This window comes from Burkholderia sp. Bp9142 (assembly GCF_003853415.1).
GTDB lineage: Bacteria > Pseudomonadota > Gammaproteobacteria > Burkholderiales > Burkholderiaceae > Burkholderia.
Map to the genome: position 1 here is coordinate 11,935 of NZ_QTPP01000051.1, position 17,986 is coordinate 29,920.

Below are 17,986 nucleotides of genomic sequence, written 5' to 3' on the forward strand. Positions count from 1 at the left end.
TCCCATGCCGATCGCTCCGTTGCCCCGTCCCGCCAGCCCGCCCGAGGGCCGTTACCGCGACTTTCTCGCCGCCCTTCGGGCCGCCGGATTCGCCGGCGAAATCCGCGCGGACCATGCGAACCGGACCGTGCAGGCCACCGACAACTCGATCTACCAGCGTCTGCCGCAGGCGGTGATCTGTCCCGCGCAGGCGGACGACGTGCGGCTCGTCGCGCGGCTGCTGGCCGAACCCGCGCACCGCGACGTCGCGGTGGCGGCGCGCGGCGGCGGCACCGGCACCAACGGGCAGTCGCTGACCGACGGCGTGGTCGTGGACCTGTCGCGCAACATGAACCGGATCCTGGAAATCAACGCCGACGAGCGCTGGGTGCGCGTGCAGGCAGGCGTCGTCAAGGACCAGCTCAATGCCGCGCTGAAGCCGCATGGCCTCTTTTTCGCGCCGGAACTGTCGACGTCGAACCGCGCGACGGTCGGCGGGATGATCAACACCGATGCGAGCGGGCAGGGCAGCTGCACGTACGGCAAGACGCGCGACCACGTGCTCGCGCTCGACTTCGTGCTGATGGGCGGCGAGCAACTGCACAGCGACGCGCTCGCGGACGACGAACTGGCGCGCCGCTGCGCGCGGCGGGACCGGGTCGGCAAGGTCTATCGCACCGCCCGCCGCATCAGCGACGAAAAGGCCGCGCTGATCGACGCGAAGTTTCCGAAGCTCAATCGCTGCCTGACCGGCTACGATCTCGCGCACCTGCGCGAACCGGACGGCCGCTTCAACCTGAACAGCGTGCTGTGCGGCGCCGAAGGCTCGCTCGGCTTCATCGTCGAAGCGAAGCTGAACGTGCTGCCGATCCCGAAGTATTCGGTGCTCGTCAACGTGCGCTACGCCGGCTTCATGGACGCGCTGCGCGATGCGCGCGCGCTGCTCGAGCTCAAGCCGCTGTCGATCGAGACGGTCGACTCGAAGGTGCTGATGCTCGCGATGAAGGATTTCGTGTGGAGCAGCGTGGCCGAGTATTTCCCGCAGGACGACGCGCGTCCGACGCTCGGCATCAACCTGATCGAATTCAGCGGCGACGATGCGCAGGACGTCGATGTGCGCGTGCGCGCGTTCGTCGACCATCTTCGCACCGACACGAGCGTCGAGCGGCTGGGCCACACGCTCGCGACCGGCGACGATGCGGTGAAGCGCGTCTATGCGATGCGCAAGCGCGCGGTCGGCCTGCTCGGCAACGTGCAGGGCGAGGCGCGCCCGCAGCCGTTCGTCGAGGACACCGCGGTGCCGCCCGAGAACCTGGCTGCATACATCGCCGAATTCCGCGCGCTGCTGGACGGCCACGGGCTGCAGTACGGGATGTTCGGCCACGTCGACGCGGGCGTGCTGCACGTGCGTCCGGCGCTCGACATGAAGGACCCGAAGCAGGCCGCGCTGGTGCGGCCGGTGTCGGACGCGGTGGCTGAACTCACGCAGCGGCATGGTGGCCTGTTATGGGGCGAGCACGGCAAGGGCGTTCGCTCGGAATATGCGCCGGCGTTCTTCGGCGAGCTGTATCCGTCGCTGCAGCAGCTGAAGGCCGCGTTCGATCCGCACAACCAGTTCAACCCGGGCAAGATCGCGACGCCGCCGGACAACACGCTGCGGCTGCTGAAGATCGACGAGGTGCCCACGCGCGGCGACCATGACCGGCAGATCGACGAGCGCGTCTGGCAGAGCTACGGCACGGCGATGCACTGCAACGGCAACGGCGCGTGCTACAACTTCGATCCGGACGACGCGATGTGCCCGTCGTGGAAGGCGACGCGCGAGCGCGTGCAGTCGCCGAAGGGGCGCGCGTCGCTGATGCGCGAATGGTTGCGTCTGCAAGGGCAGGCCGGCGTCGACGTCGTCGCGGCGGCGCGTGCGCGGCAGCCGTTTCTGCGCGGTCTCGCGGCCCGCTGGCGCAACAGCCGCGCGGCACGCAACGGTGAAGCGGATTTCTCGCACGAGGTATACGACGCGATGGCCGGCTGCCTCGCGTGCAAATCGTGCGCGGGGCAGTGCCCGGTCAAGGTCAACGTGCCCGAGTTCCGCTCGCGCTTTCTCGAGCTGTATCACCAGCGCTACCTGCGGCCGGTGCGCGACTACCTGATCGGCTCGCTCGAATTCACGATGCCGTGGATGGCGCGCGTGCCGGCACTGTACAACGGGCTGATGCGCGCCGGCTGGGTGCGCACGCTGCTCGAGCGGCACGTCGGGATGGTCGACAGCCCGCTCTTGAGCCGCTTCGATCTCGCGGCCGTGATCCGGCAGTGGCACGTGCGGCCGGCCGATCCGCAGGCGCTCGCCGCGCTGAGCGACGCGCAGCGCGCGCGCAGCGTCGTCATCGTGCAGGACACGTTCACGCGCTATTTCGACACCGAGCAGCTGGCGACGCTGATCGAGCTGGCCGCGCGCGTCGGCTTCCAGGTGTGGCTGGCGCCGCTCGCGCCGAACGGCAAGGCGTTGCACGTGCAGGGCTTTCTTCGCGCGTTCGGGAAGGCCGCGATTCGCAACGCGACGCAGCTGGCCGCGCTCGCGCGCTCGGGTGTCGCGCTCGTCGGCCTCGATCCGGCGATGACGCTCACGTATCGGCAGGAATACCTGAAGGTGACGGGGCTCGCCGACGTGCCGAAGGTCGCGCTGCCGCAGGAGTGGTTGCTGGATGCGATGCCGGAGGCCGGGGCGGGCGTGGGCGACGGATCGGCGGCGTACCGGCTGCTGCCACATTGCACCGAGAAGACCAACGCGCCGGACAGCGGCAAGCAATGGGCGCAGGTGTTCGCGCGGCGCGGGCTGCGCCTGGCGGTTCAGGCGACCGGATGCTGCGGGATGTCGGGGACCTACGGGCACGAGGCGCGCAACCTGCAGACGTCGAAGACGATCTATGCGCAATCGTGGGCCGCGCATGTCGACGCGCCGGAGCTGGAAGGCGAAGCGCTGGCGACCGGGTATTCGTGCCGCAGCCAGGTGAAGCGGATGTCCGCGCGGCAGGTGCGTCATCCGCTGCAGGCGCTGCTCGAGCACGTGCGTGCGGCGGGGTGACGGGGGATTGACGCGGCGCGGGCAGGTCGCGCTCGCGATGGCGCCGCCGGATGAGCGCATCGGCACTGCAACGCCTGCAGTGGCCGCACCGGACAGCGTGACGCATCCCCGCTGCTAATATGGCTGGAGACGGACGGCCCTGCCGGTCCGCAAGCCACACGTCTCCAAGGATCCCGCCGCATGCGTATCGATCCGTACAGCCTGGAACTGTTCATTTCCGTCGTTCAGGAAGGTTCCATCGCCCGGGCCGCCAGCCGCAACCATATCGCGCCGTCGGCGCTCAGCCGGCGGATCGCCGACCTCGAAGCGGCGATGGGCACGCCGTTGCTGATCCGCTCGCCGTCCGGTGTCGAGTTGACCGAAGCCGGTCGTCACGCGTTTTCCCGTGCGGTGTCGGTTCACGGCCAGTTGCAGTCGCTCGCGCGCGAGGTCCAGTCGCTGAGCGGTCAGGTCGCCGGCATCGTGCGTCTCCATGCGAACGCGTCGGCGATCGTCGGCTTCCTGCCGGAGCGGCTGAAGGCATTTCAGGCACGCTACCCGCTGGTGCAGATCGCGCTGACCGAAAAGATCAGCGACGAGGTGGTTCGCGCATGCCTGGACGACCGCGCCGACGTCGGCATCTCGGCGTGCGGCAAGATCCCCGGTGGGCTGGAGTCGTGGCACTTCGCCGACGATCCGTTGATGGTCGTGCTGCCGCTCGATCATGAACTCGCCGCGCTCCCCGCGCCGACGTTCGGCGACGTGCTCCGCTTTCCGCTCGTTGCATTGCAGGCAGGCGGCTCGCTCGACCAGACCCTGAAGGAACGCGCCGATGCGATGCGCATGCCGCTGAATCTGTCGGTGACGGTCAACAGTTTCGACGCGCAATGCCGGATGGTCGAAGCCGGGCTCGGCATCGGCATCGTGCCGACCAGCGCGGCGTCGGCGTTCGCCGGGTCGAACGGCTTCGTGCGCCGGCCGCTCGACGAGCCGTGGGCGCGCGAACGCGCGCTGCATGTCCACGCGCTCCGCAAATCGTCGCGCCTGAAGGCCGTCCAGGCGTTGATCGACGCGCTCGCGGCCGTCTGACGCCACGGGTTTACGCGGACATCGCGATCTGCGATGCCCCGCTTGCCGATCGAGCACTTCGTTTCCGGCAGCGCAGCCGTCTAGATTTCCGTTCAAGGAGAAATCAGATGGCGACAGTGGATCTGGCGGGCCGGATATTGTTTCTTTGCGACGATCCGGAGCGGGTCGAACGGCAGCTCGGCGGCACCGACCTGACGGAGGCCGCGGCGGGGCCGCTGCGGGACGACATATCGACCGATGAAATCACGCCGATGAGCGTGCTGACGCGCTTCGACGAGCGCCTTGGCCGCTTCCCGTATCTCGGCTTTCGAACCGGCGGCCGCAATCCGGTCGGGTCCGGTGCCGTGCTCGCCGGCGGCTTTCGCGTGACGGTCGCGGGGAATCGCTACGGCAAGGGATCGTCGCGCGAGCACAGTCCGCTCGCGGAATACCGCGCGGGCATCCGGCTCGTGATCGCGAAGAGCTTCGAGCGGATTTACCGGCAGAACGCGGACAACCTGGGACTGTTCACGTCGACGGATTTCGGATTGATCGAACGCATCCGGCGCGGCGAATCCATCGACATCGAGGAACTCGTCGCGTCGCGCGACAGCCTGGCCGCGTCGATCCTGCGCTGCGGCGGCCTGCTGCGCTACGGTGCGCAACACATGCGCGAGATCGAGTTCGCCGGCGAGACGGCCGATGCGACGGATGGCGCGGATGCCGCGGATGCCGCGCCGCGCACGCTCGCACAGAAAATTCTCGAGCGCCACGCGTTGCGCACGGAAGGAACCGGAACCTCGCGTGCGCCCGGCGCGGGCGTGTTCGTTCGCGCCGACTGGCGCTTCATCCACGAGTACTACACGGGGATGGCCACGCACATGCTGCATGCCGCATTCGGCAAGCCGCTGTCGCTGCATGAACCCGCGACGATTCTCGCGTTCGAGGATCACCTGTCGTATGCGCATCGCAGCGCGCTGCACGTGCGCAACGGGCTGCTTCCCGATGTGCGCGAGCTGTCGGACGCGCACCGGCAATTCGCGAAGGACTACGGGCTGACGAATCACGGCTACCTCGCTGAAATCGAATCCGGCAACGGCGGCATCGGCGAGGGCTCCGAAGGCATTTCGCACGCGATGATGGCCGAGCGCCATGCGTTGCCGGGCCAGGTCGTCGTCGGCACCGATTCGCACACGCCGCACAGCGGCGCCCTCGGTTGCATCGCGTTCGGCGTCGGGACCACGGACATGGCGAACGCGTTCGTCACGGGCGCGGTGCGGATGACCGTGCCGCCGTCGCTGCGGATCGAGTGCAACGGGGCGCTTTCGCGCGGCGTGACGGCGAAGGATCTCGTGCTGCATCTGCTTGCCGATCCGAAGATCCGCGCCGGCGCAGGGGTCGGCAAGGTGTTCGAGTTTGCCGGCACCGCCATCGCGCGACTGACGACCGACGAGCGCACGACGCTCACGAACATGACGGCCGAGCTCGGCGGCTTCACGGGCATCGTCGCACCCGATGCGGAGACGGTGCGCTTCCTCAAGGCGCGACGCGGCATCGACTTCGTGATCGAGCCGTGGATGTGCAGCGACGCCGGCGCACCCTATGCGGACGTGATCGAGATCGACTGCGCGCGCATCACGCCGATGCTCGCGGCACCCGGCGATCCGGGCAACGGCGTCGCGTTGCGCGATCTTCCGGAACGTCCGCGTATCGATATCGCGTATGGCGGCTCGTGCACGGCAGGCAAGCGCGAAGACTTCGACCACTATCACGAAGTGCTGGCGTGGGCGGCGGCGCGCGGGCTGCGCGTACCGGTCGGCGTCCATCTCTATCTGCAGTTCGGCACGTCGGACGTCCGCGACTACTGCGCGCGGCGCGGCTACCTCGACACCTTCGAACGGGTCGGCGCGATCCTGCTGCAACCGTCGTGCGGCGCGTGCGCGAACTGCGGGCCGGGCGCGTCGACGGCTGCGGGGCAAGTGACGATCAGCGCGATCAACCGGAATTTTCCGGGCCGGTCGGGGCCGGGCCAGGTATGGCTCGCGAGCCCGCCGACCGTCGTCGCGAGCGCACTGGCGGGCCGCATCGCTTCCTTTGCCGAATTGCAGGCGCAGTACCCGTAAGCGGCGCGGTGCCGCACGCGCGGCGGTCGCACATTCCAATGAAGAGATAAGGAGACAGACATGGCCATTCTGGAGCGCGCATCGAACCTGCGCGTCGCCGAACACACCGGAGCCGCAGCGACCGCATCGGCCGCGTCGGCGGCCGACATGGGCGCGATTTCGGCACGCCTCGACAGGCTTCCGGCGACGCGTGCGGTCTGGAAACTGATCCTGCTGCTCAGCCTCGGCTTCTTTTTCGAGCTCTACGATCTGCTCTTTACCGGCTACATCGCGCCCGGTCTCGTGAAGAGCCACATTCTCACGCCGACGACGGCCGGCCTGTTCGGCACGGCGGGCGTGGCGAGCTTCATCGCCGCGCTGTTCTGCGGACTGTTTCTCGGCACGGCCGCCTGCGGCTTCCTCGCCGACCGCTTCGGCCGCCGGTCGATCTTCACGTGGTCGTTGCTGTGGTACGTCGCGGCCAACACGGCGATGGCGTTCCAGGACACCGCGAGCGGCCTGAACTTCTGGCGCTTCGTGTCGGGAATGGGCATCGGTGTCGAGCTGATCACCATCGGCACGTACATGTCGGAACTCGCGCCGAAGCATCTGCGCGGCCGCGCGTTCGCGATCTGCCAGGCGATCGGCTTCTCGGCCGTGCCCGTCGTCGCGTTCCTGTCGTATCTGCTGGTGCCCGCGGCACCGTTCGGCGTCGACGGCTGGCGCTGGGTCGTGCTGCTCGGCGGGATCAGTGCGCTGTTCGTCTGGTACTTCCGCCGCAATCTGCCGGAAAGCCCGCGCTGGCTCGCGGGCAAGGGCCGCATCCGGGAAGCCGATGAAGTGCTCTCGCGCCTCGAGGCGCAAGTCACGCGGCAGTACGGGCGGCCGCTGCCCGAGCCCGGCCCGGCCGACCCCGTCCCGCGCAACGCGGGATTCGCCGACATGCTGAGGCCGCCGTACCGCAAGCGCACGCTGATGCTGGTCATCTTTCACATCTTCCAGACCGTCGGTTTCTACGGTTTCGCGAACTGGGTGCCGACGCTGCTCGTCAAGCAGGGGATCACCGTGACGTCGAGCCTGCTGTACACGACGATCATCGGGCTTGCCGCGCCGCTCGGGCCGCTGTTCGGCTACTGGATTGCCGACCGCTTCGAACGCAAGCACGTGATCGTGTGCATGGCTGCGCTCAATATCGTGAGCGGGTTGCTGTTCAGCCAGGCGTCAGCGGCAGTGGCGATCGTGACGCTGGGCGTGCTGCTGACGCTGGCCGGCAACATCATTTCGTTTACGTATCACGCGTACCAGCAGGAGCTTTATCCGACAGCCATTCGCGCGCGTGCCGTCGGCTTCGTCTATTCGTGGAGCCGCCTGTCGGCGGTGTTCAGCTCGTTCGTCATTGCGTTCACGCTGAAGGAATTCGGCGTCACGGGCGTATTCGTGTTCATTGCCGGTGCGATGGCGCTCGTCATGCTTGCGATCGGGCTGATGGGCCCGAAAACGCTCGGCCAGTCGCTCGAGCGTATTTCTCACTGAGCGGCACGCCGCGCGCGCGGCGGCCGGTGTCGCGTGCTGCTGCGCGCGATGCGGGTCACGTGCCGCATGCGTGAATCAGGAACTGCTGCAGCGCGGCGGCCGGCGCGCTCAGCTGCGCGCCCTTTGCCCAGATCATGCCGGCGTCCATTTGCGGGACGGCGTCCAGAATCGGCCGCGCTTCGATCCGCTTGCCTTCGAGCGACCACGGCCGGAACACCATGTCGGACAGCACGGTGACCCCAAAGCCGTGCGCCACCAGTCCGCGCAGCGCCTCCATCGAGCTGGTGCGAAACGCGATGTTCGGCACGATCCCTTTCTTTTTCCAGTAGCGCAGCGTCGACTGCTCGCCCTCGTCCACCGTGATCAGGATGTACGGATGCGCGGCGATGTCCTTCAGCGACGGCGCGTCGAGCTGCGCGAGCGGATGCGTCGGCGCGACCCACAGCTGTCGCCGCGAGCGGATCAGGACCTGGCTGCCGAACCGGCTCAGCTTGTCGACGTTCGACAGCAGCACCACGCCGATGTCGACGTCGCCGTCGAGGACCGCACGTTCGCTATCGGCCCGCTCCATGTCGCGCAGGTCGAACTCGATGAACGGATAGGTCGTGCGGAAGCGGGCGAGCAGTTCCGGCAGGAAATAGCCGAGCACCGTGTATGACGCGGCGATGCGCACGGTGCCGCGCATGTCGTGCGAGCGGAACGGCGGCTTGTGAACGGCATCGCGCGCGGCGTCGAGCACGCGGCGTGCGTGGTTGTAGAAGTCCTGGCCGTCGGGCGTGAGCGCGACACCCTGCGGCAACCGCTCGAAGAGCCGCGTGCCGAGCCCGTGTTCCAGCGCCAGCACCGCATTGGTGATCGCCGATTGCGACACGTGTTCGTTCGCCGCCGCCATCGAGAACTGGCCGGTCCGGGCGGCCGCAGCGAAGTAGCGCAACTGCCGGAGCGTGAGATCGAATGCCATCTGATTTTCGGATACCAGGATTGTCTATTTGTGATTTTACGATACCAATTCGGCTTCCTATACTGCGCTGAAAAATCACGCTTACCCCGGAGACAGTCCCGCCATGAACGCGCCAGATCCCGCCGTTGCGTCGCTCCAGCCGGCCGAAACGGCCGCCACGCCCGCCGCTTCCGTGTCGCTCGACGACAAGTACACGCTCGAAAAGGGCCGCGTCTACATCAGCGGCACGCAGGCGCTGGTGCGTCTGCCGATGCTGCAGAAGGCGCGCGACCTGAAGGCCGGGTTGAACACGGCCGGCTTCGTCTCCGGCTATCGCGGCTCGCCGCTCGGCGCGCTCGATCAATCGCTGTGGAAAGCGAAACGGCACCTGCAGGCGAACGACATCGTGTTCCAGCCCGGGGTAAACGAGGATCTCGCCGCGACGGCCGTATGGGGCACGCAGCAGATCAATCTGTGGCCGGGCGCGACGCGCGACGGCGTGTTCGGCATGTGGTACGGCAAGGGCCCGGGCGTGGACCGGACCGGCGACGTGTTCAAGCACGCGAACTCCGCCGGCAGCGATGCGCGCGGCGGCGTGCTCGTGCTCGCGGGCGACGACCACGCGGCGAAGTCGTCGTCGGTCGCGCATCAGTCGGAGCACGCGTTCATCGCGGCGGGCATTCCGGTGCTCTATCCGGCCAACGTGCAGGAATACCTGGACTACGGGCTGCACGGCTGGGCGATGAGTCGCTACTCCGGTCTATGGGTGGCGATGAAGTGCGTGACCGACGTAATCGAATCCACGGCATCGATCGACCTCGATCCGGACCGCGTGGAAATCGTCACGCCGACCGACTATACGATGCCGGACGGCGGCCTCAATATCCGCTGGCCCGATTCGCCGCTCGCGCAGGAGGCGCGGCTGCTCGACGAGAAGTGGTACGCGGCACTCGCCTATGTCCGCGCGAACCGGCTGAACCGCATCGTGATCGATTCGCCGACGCCGCGCATCGGCATCATCACGGCGGGCAAGGCGTATCTCGACGTGCGCCAGGCGCTGAGCGACCTCGGCCTCGACGACGAAACCTGCGCGAAGATCGGCCTGCGCGTGCTCAAGGTCGGCTGCGTGTGGCCGCTCGATGCACAGGACGCGCGTGCATTCGCCACGGGCCTGGAGGAGATCCTCGTCGTCGAGGAAAAGCGCCAGATTCTCGAATACGCGCTGAAGGAAGAGCTGTACAACTGGCGCGAGGACGTGCGTCCGAAGATCTACGGAAAATTCGACGAACGCGACAACGAAGGCGGCGAATGGTCGGTGCCGCGTGGCGACTGGCTGCTGCCCGCGCACTACGAGTTGTCGCCGGCACTCATCGCGAAGGCGATTGCGCGGCGTCTGTCGCGTGCGGACCTGCCCGACGACGTGCGCGCGCGCATGCTCGCGCGCGTCGCGATCATCGATGCGAAGGAGCGCGACGCGGCGAAGCCGCGCGTGTCGGTCGAGCGCAAGCCGTGGTTCTGCTCGGGCTGTCCGCACAATACGTCGACGAACGTGCCGGAAGGCTCGCGCGCGCTGGCGGGGATCGGCTGCCACTACATGTCGATGTGGATGGACCGCAAGACGGAAACGTTCAGCCAGATGGGGGGAGAAGGCGTCGCATGGCTCGGCCAGATGCATTTTTCCGGCGACAAGCATGTGTTCGTGAATCTCGGCGACGGCACCTACTTCCATTCGGGCCTCCTCGCGATTCGCGCGGCGATCGCGTCGAACGCGAACATCACGTACAAGATTCTCTACAACGACGCGGTCGCGATGACGGGTGGTCAGCCGGTCGACGGCGTGCTGACCGTGCCGCAGATCGCGCATCAGGTGAGCGCGGAAGGCGCGAAGCGCATCGTGATCGTGACGGACGAGCCGGAGAAGTACGACGCCGGTGTCGCGCTGCCCGCCGGCGTCGACGTCCATCACCGTGACCGGCTGGATTCGATCCAGCGCATGCTGCGCGACATCGCGGGCACGACGGTGCTGATCTACGACCAGACCTGCGCGACCGAAAAGCGGCGGCGCCGCAAGCGCGGCGCCTACCCCGATCCTGCCCGCCGCGCGTTCATCAACGACGCCGTGTGCGAAGGCTGCGGCGACTGTTCGGTGCAGTCGAACTGCCTGTCCGTCGAACCGCTCGATACGCCGCTCGGCACGAAACGCAAGATCAACCAGTCGTCGTGCAACAAGGATTTCTCCTGCGTGAAGGGCTTTTGTCCGAGCTTCGTGATGGCCGAGGGCGCGCAGCTGCGCAAGCCAGCGGCGGCGCGCGGCGGCAGTGTGGACACCGTCGACTTCGATGCGTTGCCGATGCCGACGTTGCCTGCGCTCGCGGGCGCGTACGGGATTCTCGTGACGGGCGTCGGCGGCACGGGCGTCGTGACGATCGGCGGCCTGATCGGCATGGCCGCGCATCTCGAACGCAAGGGCGTCACGGTGCTCGACATGGCCGGTCTTGCGCAAAAGGGCGGCGCGGTCCTCAGCCATGTGCAGATCGCGGCGACACCCGACGCGCTGCACGCGACGCGCATTGCCACGGGCGAAGCGCGGCTCGTCATCGGGTGCGACGCGATCGTGGCGGCATCGAACGACGTGCTGTCGCGTACCCGGCATGGCGTGACGGTCGCCGCGATCAACAGCGGCGCGACCCCGACCGCGGAGTTCGTCAAGAATCCGAAATGGACTTTCCCGGGCACGCAGACCGAGGCGGAGCTGCGCGAGAGCATCGGCGACGGGTGCGCGTTCATCGACGCCAACACGCTCGCGCTTGCGCTGCTGGGCGATTCGATTTACAGCAATCCGCTGCTGCTCGGCTTCGCGTGGCAGAAGGGCTGGCTGCCGCTGGAACGGACGAGCCTGCTGCGTGCGATCGAACTCAACGGCGTGTCGGTCGAGAAGAATCAGCACGCATTCACGCTGGGGCGCTATATCGCGCATCATGGCGCTGCCGCGGTCCAGCCGATCGTCGAGCCCGTTGCCGCGCCGCGGCGAACCGTGGTGCGGATACCCGAATCGCTCGACACGCTGATCGGCGCGCGGCAAGCGTTGCTGACCGCGTACCAGAACGACGCGTATGCGCGGCGCTATCGCGACGTGGTCGACCGCATCCGGGCCAGGGAGGCGGGGATCGGCGGCGCGTCGGGGCTGCCGCTGACGCGCGCCGTCGCCGCGAATCTGGCGAAGCTCATGGCGTACAAGGACGAATACGAAGTCGCGCGCCTGTATGCCGATCCCGCGTATCTGGAGAAGCTGCGTCAGCAGTTCGACGGCGTCCCGGGGCGGGACTACACGCTGAACTTCTATCTGGCGCCGCCGCTGCTGGCGAAGCGCGATGAACACGGGCACCTGCGGAAGAAGCGCTTCGGCGCATGGGTGCTGCCGGCCTTCCGTGTGCTGGCGAAACTGAAGGGGCTGCGCGGCACGCCGTTCGACGTATTCGGGCACACGGCCGAACGGCGCGACGAGCGCCGGTTGATTGCCGACTACATCGCGCTCGTCGACGAGTTTTGCGCGACGCTCGACGCGGAGCGTCTTCCGGTCGCGTTGCAACTCGCGAACCTTCCCGACGACATTCGCGGCTTCGGCCACGTGAAGGCGCGCAACATGGCGGCAGCGGAGCAGAAGCGGGAGCGGTTGCTGGCGGCGTACCGGATGCCGATGCGATCGGCCGCCAGTGCGTGACGTTCATCGGCGGCGGGCGCGGCTTACTGTCAGGCCGGGCTCGTCGTCATGCGTCATGCGGGCGGATTCGCGCGACGCGCGATGCGGGATGGTGCGGCGGCCGATCGGCCGCGGCCGTTCATGAATCGCCGCTTCGGCGCTTCAGCTTCAGGGAACGCGGCTTGCCCGCCGCCGGAAACGCGCCGACGCCGCGCGGCCGTTTCGGCTCGATGCCCGTCTTGCCGATCACGTGCCGGAAATCGATCTCGTGCGCGGCGAGCGCGCCGATCAGGGTCGCGATGACCGCGAGGTGGGAAGGGACGGTGCCCTTGCTCGAATAGTTGGTGATGGAACTTTCGTTCATCCGGATCAGGCGGGCGAACTCGCGCGCCGTCAACTGCGCTTTCTTCAACTCCTGTTGAAACTCCGCATACGCCATTGCACACATGTCGCTTCATCTCCGCAAAACCTGAATTGGCCCGCGAGGCGCCGGCGCCGACGGGTGGCGTTCCCGTCGTGCCGGCGTCGCGGGGCGTTACATCTTCACCTGGTCGAGGAAGGTCTTCTTGCCGGTCTTGTAGCCGTAGATCGAGATGATCCCGTGCGTCAGGTCGCCCTTCGTGTCGAACGTCGTCGTGCCGATCACGCCTTCATACTTCGTCGACGGCATCGCGGCGAGGATCTTCGCCGGGTCCGTCGAGTTCGCGCGCTTCATCGCGTCGACCGCGATGTAGACCGCGTCGTATGCGAACGGTGCATCGAACTTGATGCCCTGGTTGAAGCGCTTCTGGTACTTCGCGAGGAACGCCGCGCCGCCCGGCATCTTCTCGAGCGCCGCACCGGCCTGCGAGCACAGCACGTTGTCGGCCGCCGGGCCGGCCAGCTCGGCGAGCGAGTCGGTGCACACGCCGTCGCCGGACAGGATCTTCGCGCGCAGGCCGAGCTGCTTCGCCTGCTTCGCGAGCGGGCCGCCGGTGGCGTCCATGCCGCCGTACATGATCGCGTCGGGGTTCTCGCCCTTGACCTTCGTGAGAATCGCGCGGAAGTCGACCGCCTTGTCGTTGGTCGCGTCGTGCGACAGCACCTTCAGGCCAAGCGCCTTCGCCTTCTTCTCGAATTCGTTCGCGAGACCCTGCCCGTAGGCGGTCGAATCGTCGATCACCGCGACGCTCTTCACGCCCTTCGACTGCGCATAGCTCGCGAGTGCCGGACCTTGCTGCGCGTCGGTCGCGACCACGCGGTAGGTCGTCTTGAAGCCCTGTTGCGTATAGGTCGGGTTCGTGGCCGACGGCGAGATCTGCACGATGCCCGCGTCGCTGTAGATCTTCGACGCCGGGATCGATGTGCCCGAGTTCAGGTGGCCGATGACGGCGACGACCTTGTCGTCGACGAGCTTCTGCGCGACCTGCGTGGCCTGGCGCGGGTCGGCCGCGTCATCCTGCGCGTCGAGCTGCAGCGTGATCTTCTTGCCGCCGATCGTCAGGCCCTTCGCATTGATCTCCTCGACCGCGAGGCGCGCACCGTTCTCGTTGTCCTTGCCGAGATGCGAAATGCCGCCCGTCGTCGGTTCGACGCTGCCGATCTTCACGACCTGGTCGGCCATCGCGCCCGACGCGGCCGCGAATGCGGCGGCTGCCAGTGCGACGGTGATCAGGGGTTTGCAGCGCATGCCGACAGTGCTTCGTTCCATCTGCCATCTCCGTTGATTGATGTTTCTGTTGCAGTCCGGTCGTCCGCGCGCCCTTGTGAGGCGGTCGGTGTGCCGGACGAGTCTTCGTGACCCGTGAGGGTTTGCATGCCGCCGGGCAGTCGATGTCGATGAACGACGCCGGCGCCACGCAGTGCCCGGGCGAGCCGGCGATTTCGTCTGACTAAATGAAATCCGTATGAATATATCCGAACGCATGTGCGCTCGCTTCTGCGAATTGCGCAATCCTGCGCAAATGTGAGGCGATCGCGCGGCTGTTTCGTCGGCCTGCCGTGCGAGGGTGTGGCCGTCTCGCGCCATCGAATGTTCCGATTATTCGGCCTGGCTGATACCGATGGCCATGAACAGTGCGATGCAATCAATCACGAACTGTTCGGTCGATTTGTCTGCACACTTTTTGGCGCTGCTCGGGAATGCGCAATCGCGCTCATCGCAATGCCGCGCCGAGGCCGCCATCTGGTTGATGCAACTAACGGTCAAGCCCGATGGCGTTGACGAATTGGTATCGACTCACACGAGCAGCGCATGTATTTCGCTGCGCAGATGACGGGGCCAGGCTTGACCGGACTGCTGCCGGCTCCCGGTTCGCTTGAACCGGTCCTGCCGTTCGACGAAGCCGAGAGCCTACGTCCGTCCGCGCAAGGCCACGAAGATCACGCCTGCGACCGCCAGCAGGCCGCCGCACAGCGTCTCGGTGCCGGGCCGCTCGCCCGTCAGCGCCATCGACAGCGCGGTCGCGACCGCCGGTGTCAGGTAGAGGAAATTGGCGGCGCGCGCCGCGCCGAAGTAGCCGAGTGCGAAGGTCCAGGTTGCGTAACCCAGCGCGGCGGGAAAGACGCCGAGCACCAGGACGGCGAGCGCCGTGTCGTGTGACGCGCCGCCGCCGAGCGACACGAGCGCGCCGGGCAACCACGGCGTGAGCAGCAGCGCACCGGCCAGCAGCGTATACGCGGCGCAGGGCAGCGCGCCGTACACGGGAATCAGCCGCCGCTGCAGCACGAAATAGCTGGCCGAACACAGTGCCGCGCCGAGGATCAGCGTGCTTCCGGAGCCGAGGACGAGGCCGCCCGGCTGGCCGTGCGCGATCACGGCGATGCCGGCCAGGCTGACCAGCGAACCGAGCCATCCCCAGCGATTGAAGTGTTCGCGCAGAAACACCGCGGCCAGCAGCGCCGTGAAGATCGGCAGCGTGTTCACGATGAAGCTCGCCGCGCCGGCCGACACGGTTTGCTCGCCGGTATTGAGCAGCGCGTTGTAGAGTGCGATGCCGAGAAAGCCGCAGACGAGAAAGCGCAACGCGTCGCCTTTGGCCGGCATTCGAGGCCGCCGCCACGCGAGCCATGCGATCACGAGCACCGCCGCGGTCGCGAAGCGTGCGGCCGCGAGTTGCAGCGGGGCCAGCCCGTGCAGGCCGATCCGGATGAACGGGAAGGCGGAGGCCCACGAGACGATCGTGAACGCCACCGCACCGGCCGCGACGAGCGGCAGTCGCGCGCCGCGCGACGAGGAGGAAAGCGTATTCATGCGGCAATGGTGCGGCGTGGCGAGATGTTAAGCTAGCGCACAGATCGACCTGCGGATATGACCATGGCTCACAGCTCGGTGCGACGCCGGGCCGATGGCTCGGCGCACACGCGGCAGCGTGTGGCGGACGCGCTGCCGGCCGTCATGTCGGCACCCGGCCCGCGGCCGCCGCTGGCGAGCCTGGAGACCGTCTGCACGGTGGCGCGTCAGGGTTCGTTTCTGGCGGCCGCCGACGTCCCCGGCGTCACGCACGGCGCGATCAGCCGGCGCGTGGCGGCCGTCGAGAACTGGTTGGGCATGGCGTTGTTCGAACGTCATGCGCGCGGCGTGCGGTTGACGCCGGACGGCCAGCGCTTCGTCGGCCGGATCGAACATGCGTTCGCCATCATCGACGGCGCGGCCGATCAGTGGCGCACGCCGCGCACGCCGCGACTGGTCAGAATGAGCGTGGTGCCGGCGTTCGCGCAGCTCTGGCTGCTCGAGCGCCAGCATGCGCTGGAGAGCGAAGCGCCGGCGTTGCGCATCGAACTCGGCATCGAGCTTCGCAATGTGGATATCGCCGCCGGCGAAGCGGATCTGTCGATCCGGTACGGGCGCGGCAACTGGCGTCAGCTCGAGACCCGCGCGTTCATGCCGGAGACGCTCTATCCGGTCGCGCATCCGCGGCTGGCCACGCAGCTGGCCGCGCTGCGCCGTCGAAACGGTGACGCCGCGCTGCTCGAGATGCCGCTCCTGCACGACTCCGACGTGACCGGCTGGCGTACCTGGTTCGACGCGCTCGGCATTCCGTTCAAGCCGCGCGCGCAGGATCGCCGTTTCGAGGACTACAACCTGGTGCTCGCGGCGGCCGAAGCGGGGCTCGGCGTGGCGTTGGCGCGGATGCCGCTCGCGGATGCGTATCTCAAGCGCAGCGCGCTCGTCCGCGTGAGCCGGCATGAGGTCGACTCGCTGCTCAGGTATCACTTCGTGCATGCGAAGGGCGAGAATCGTCCGGAGGTGCTCGCGCTGATGGAGCGGATGCGGGCCGCGCTGGGATAGGTGGCAGCGGCGTCGAGGGGCGCGACGAAGGCGGCGCGGATGCTGCCGCCGCTCGACCCGGGATACCGGATCGTCGACAATGCGACCGCGGAAAATCGCGGGATCCGATAGATAAACGAGAATCTAACGTGTTGAACCGTTCGAATGCAGAGGGAATGAGGAATGAATAGACCTGACAAGTCGTCGAAAGCGCGTGCGGCGCTCGACCAGCTGTTTTCGGGCATGGCGCCCGCGGACGCGCAGCAGCGCGCGTCGCGCCCGGGCAATCCGTTCGAGGCGGCAGGCGACCCCGCCGGCGCCGACGGCCGCGTCGAAGTCACGCTGTCGACCAGAATCCAGTTGCGCGGCTATCCGGGCGCGGATGCGTTCATGAAGCGCATGGCCGAAGCCTGGGGTCTGACGTGGGGCCCGTACGACGCCGTGCGGGCGACGGCGACGCTGCCGTCCGGCTGGCGCTCGCGCCGGCTGCCGGAAGTCACGCAGATCGTCGACGAGCGCGACGTGCTGCGTGCGGAAAGCAGCCTGCAGGGCGGCGAGATGTCGTATCTGAAAGTGCATCCGCGCTACTACATCGATGCGCGCAAGGGGTTCGGCTGGCGCAAGTCGTCGAAGGCGTCCGACGATCCGGATCTCGACGGCCCCGACTGGAACTGCTACGTGATGGATCGGGAGAAGTCCGTCGAAGTGCACGAGCTGACGACGTCGTCGTCGAAAGCCGACATGGACGATGCGCGCGCGACGTTGCTGAAATGGCTCGACGAGCACTATCCGAAGCATCGCGATCCGTTCGCGTACTGGACGGACTGCGAACGTCCGTTGTAAGGCCGCACGGCGTGCGGCCATCGCGGAGGGCAATTGAAACACAACGGTCCCGTCCCGATTCTCTGGGCAGCGTTCGCCGCGGCGGTCGGCTCGACCGTCATCGAGCTGCTGCTCTGGCCGATCGTCGGCGAGGATGCGATCCACAACCTGCTTCGCGACGCACGCCTCACTGCCGCCATCGTGATGGGGCAGTCCGTGCTCGGCCCGTCCGCGGGGTTCGATCCGGCGATCATGGGCGTGGCGACGCTGGTGCATGCCGCGCTGTCGCTCGCCTATGCGGCCGTGCTGGCGATGGTGGTCCGCCACCTGTCGGCCGGCGCCGCGCTGCTCGCCGGCGGCGCGTTCGGACTCGTTCTCTACGGCATCAACCTGCACGCGTTCACCGCGATCTTTCCGTGGTTCGTTCCGGTGCGCGGCGCGATCACGCTGCTCGCCCATCTGGTCTTCGGGGTGACCGCGGCGGGCGTCTACTGCATCGTCCGGCGCCCGCCGCGAGCATGATCGCCGGCGGTTG

The 17,986-nt window shown here is 67.6% G+C and carries 13 protein-coding genes; 9 read left to right on the forward strand and 4 right to left on the reverse strand.

What is annotated here, in order from left to right; genetic code table 11:
• The first annotated feature begins 4 nt into the window (after nt 1–4).
• From DIE22_RS34190 to DIE22_RS34205, 4 genes are all read left to right on the forward strand, one after another.
• On the forward strand, nt 5–3,058 hold the full coding sequence (locus DIE22_RS34190; RefSeq protein ID WP_124497088.1) for an FAD-binding and (Fe-S)-binding domain-containing protein: 3,054 nt from the start codon (nt 5–7) through the stop codon (nt 3,056–3,058).
• Between the two features lie 180 nt (nt 3,059–3,238).
• Nucleotides 3,239–4,126 carry a LysR family transcriptional regulator gene (locus DIE22_RS34195; protein WP_124497087.1) on the forward strand — a complete coding sequence of 296 codons (888 nt, stop codon included), beginning with the start codon at nt 3,239–3,241 and terminating at the stop codon, nt 4,124–4,126.
• A gap of 107 nt (nt 4,127–4,233) precedes the next feature.
• Nucleotides 4,234–6,228: an aconitase family protein gene (locus DIE22_RS34200; RefSeq protein ID WP_124607153.1), complete on the forward strand. Its 1,995-nt coding sequence runs from the start codon at nt 4,234–4,236 to the stop codon at nt 6,226–6,228.
• A gap of 60 nt (nt 6,229–6,288) precedes the next feature.
• Complete coding sequence (locus tag DIE22_RS34205) at nt 6,289–7,740, forward strand: MFS transporter (protein WP_124607154.1); 1,452 nt, start codon at nt 6,289–6,291, stop codon at nt 7,738–7,740.
• Between the two features lie 55 nt (nt 7,741–7,795).
• Here the strand turns inward: DIE22_RS34205 and DIE22_RS34210 are convergent, their stop codons facing one another.
• Nucleotides 7,796–8,701 (reverse strand): LysR family transcriptional regulator, encoded by a 906-nt coding sequence (locus tag DIE22_RS34210; protein ID WP_124607155.1) that lies wholly within the window; start codon nt 8,699–8,701, stop codon nt 7,796–7,798.
• 103 nt (nt 8,702–8,804) lie between these two features.
• Between DIE22_RS34210 and DIE22_RS34215 the strand changes: the two genes are divergently transcribed.
• Complete coding sequence (locus DIE22_RS34215) at nt 8,805–12,401, forward strand: indolepyruvate ferredoxin oxidoreductase family protein (RefSeq protein ID WP_124607156.1); 3,597 nt, start codon at nt 8,805–8,807, stop codon at nt 12,399–12,401.
• Between the two features lie 118 nt (nt 12,402–12,519).
• Here the strand turns inward: DIE22_RS34215 and DIE22_RS34220 are convergent, their stop codons facing one another.
• Both DIE22_RS34220 and DIE22_RS34225 read right to left on the reverse strand, forming a co-directional pair.
• Nucleotides 12,520–12,828, reverse strand: a complete 309-nt coding sequence (locus tag DIE22_RS34220) for an XRE family transcriptional regulator (RefSeq protein ID WP_124497082.1) — start codon at nt 12,826–12,828, stop codon at nt 12,520–12,522.
• An 87-nt stretch (nt 12,829–12,915) separates the two neighbouring features.
• On the reverse strand, nt 12,916–14,070 hold the full coding sequence (locus DIE22_RS34225; protein WP_124497081.1) for a branched-chain amino acid ABC transporter substrate-binding protein: 1,155 nt from the start codon (nt 14,068–14,070) through the stop codon (nt 12,916–12,918).
• Between the two features lie 358 nt (nt 14,071–14,428).
• Between DIE22_RS34225 and DIE22_RS34230 the strand changes: the two genes are divergently transcribed.
• Nucleotides 14,429–14,635, forward strand: a complete 207-nt coding sequence (locus tag DIE22_RS34230) for a hypothetical protein (RefSeq protein ID WP_124607157.1) — start codon at nt 14,429–14,431, stop codon at nt 14,633–14,635.
• Between the two features lie 77 nt (nt 14,636–14,712).
• Here DIE22_RS34230 and DIE22_RS34235 read toward each other — a convergent pair whose 3' ends face one another.
• Complete coding sequence (locus tag DIE22_RS34235; RefSeq protein WP_124607158.1) at nt 14,713–15,612, reverse strand: DMT family transporter; 900 nt, start codon at nt 15,610–15,612, stop codon at nt 14,713–14,715.
• A 57-nt stretch (nt 15,613–15,669) separates the two neighbouring features.
• On the opposite strand from DIE22_RS34235, the gene DIE22_RS34240 reads away from it, so the two are divergent.
• The 3 genes from DIE22_RS34240 to DIE22_RS34250 all read left to right on the forward strand — a co-directional run bounded on the left by DIE22_RS34240 (nt 15,670) and on the right by DIE22_RS34250 (nt 17,973).
• A complete protein-coding gene (locus tag DIE22_RS34240; RefSeq protein ID WP_124607159.1) occupies nt 15,670–16,650 on the forward strand; it encodes a LysR substrate-binding domain-containing protein in 981 nt (326 codons plus the stop codon).
• A gap of 162 nt (nt 16,651–16,812) precedes the next feature.
• The gene (locus DIE22_RS34245; RefSeq protein ID WP_124497078.1) at nt 16,813–17,472 is read left to right on the forward strand and encodes a nitroreductase; all 660 of its coding nucleotides are present in this window, start codon (nt 16,813–16,815) and stop codon (nt 17,470–17,472) included.
• Between the two features lie 33 nt (nt 17,473–17,505).
• The gene (locus DIE22_RS34250) at nt 17,506–17,973 is read left to right on the forward strand and encodes a sodium:proline symporter (protein WP_124607160.1); all 468 of its coding nucleotides are present in this window, start codon (nt 17,506–17,508) and stop codon (nt 17,971–17,973) included.
• Nucleotides 17,974–17,986: the final 13 nt, after the last annotated feature.

Coding starts and splice junctions, on each gene's coding strand:
- DIE22_RS34190 (WP_124497088.1), top strand. CDS start 5: ATGCCGATCGCTCCGTTGCCCCGTCCCGCCAGCCCGCCCGAGGGCCGT.
- DIE22_RS34195 (WP_124497087.1), top strand. CDS start 3,239: ATGCGTATCGATCCGTACAGCCTGGAACTGTTCATTTCCGTCGTTCAG.
- DIE22_RS34200 (WP_124607153.1), top strand. CDS start 4,234: ATGGCGACAGTGGATCTGGCGGGCCGGATATTGTTTCTTTGCGACGAT.
- DIE22_RS34205 (WP_124607154.1), top strand. CDS start 6,289: ATGGCCATTCTGGAGCGCGCATCGAACCTGCGCGTCGCCGAACACACC.
- DIE22_RS34210 (WP_124607155.1), bottom strand. CDS start 8,701: ATGGCATTCGATCTCACGCTCCGGCAGTTGCGCTACTTCGCTGCGGCC.
- DIE22_RS34215 (WP_124607156.1), top strand. CDS start 8,805: ATGAACGCGCCAGATCCCGCCGTTGCGTCGCTCCAGCCGGCCGAAACG.
- DIE22_RS34220 (WP_124497082.1), bottom strand. CDS start 12,828: ATGTGTGCAATGGCGTATGCGGAGTTTCAACAGGAGTTGAAGAAAGCG.
- DIE22_RS34225 (WP_124497081.1), bottom strand. CDS start 14,070: ATGGAACGAAGCACTGTCGGCATGCGCTGCAAACCCCTGATCACCGTC.
- DIE22_RS34230 (WP_124607157.1), top strand. CDS start 14,429: ATGAACAGTGCGATGCAATCAATCACGAACTGTTCGGTCGATTTGTCT.
- DIE22_RS34235 (WP_124607158.1), bottom strand. CDS start 15,612: ATGAATACGCTTTCCTCCTCGTCGCGCGGCGCGCGACTGCCGCTCGTC.
- DIE22_RS34240 (WP_124607159.1), top strand. CDS start 15,670: ATGACCATGGCTCACAGCTCGGTGCGACGCCGGGCCGATGGCTCGGCG.
- DIE22_RS34245 (WP_124497078.1), top strand. CDS start 16,813: ATGAATAGACCTGACAAGTCGTCGAAAGCGCGTGCGGCGCTCGACCAG.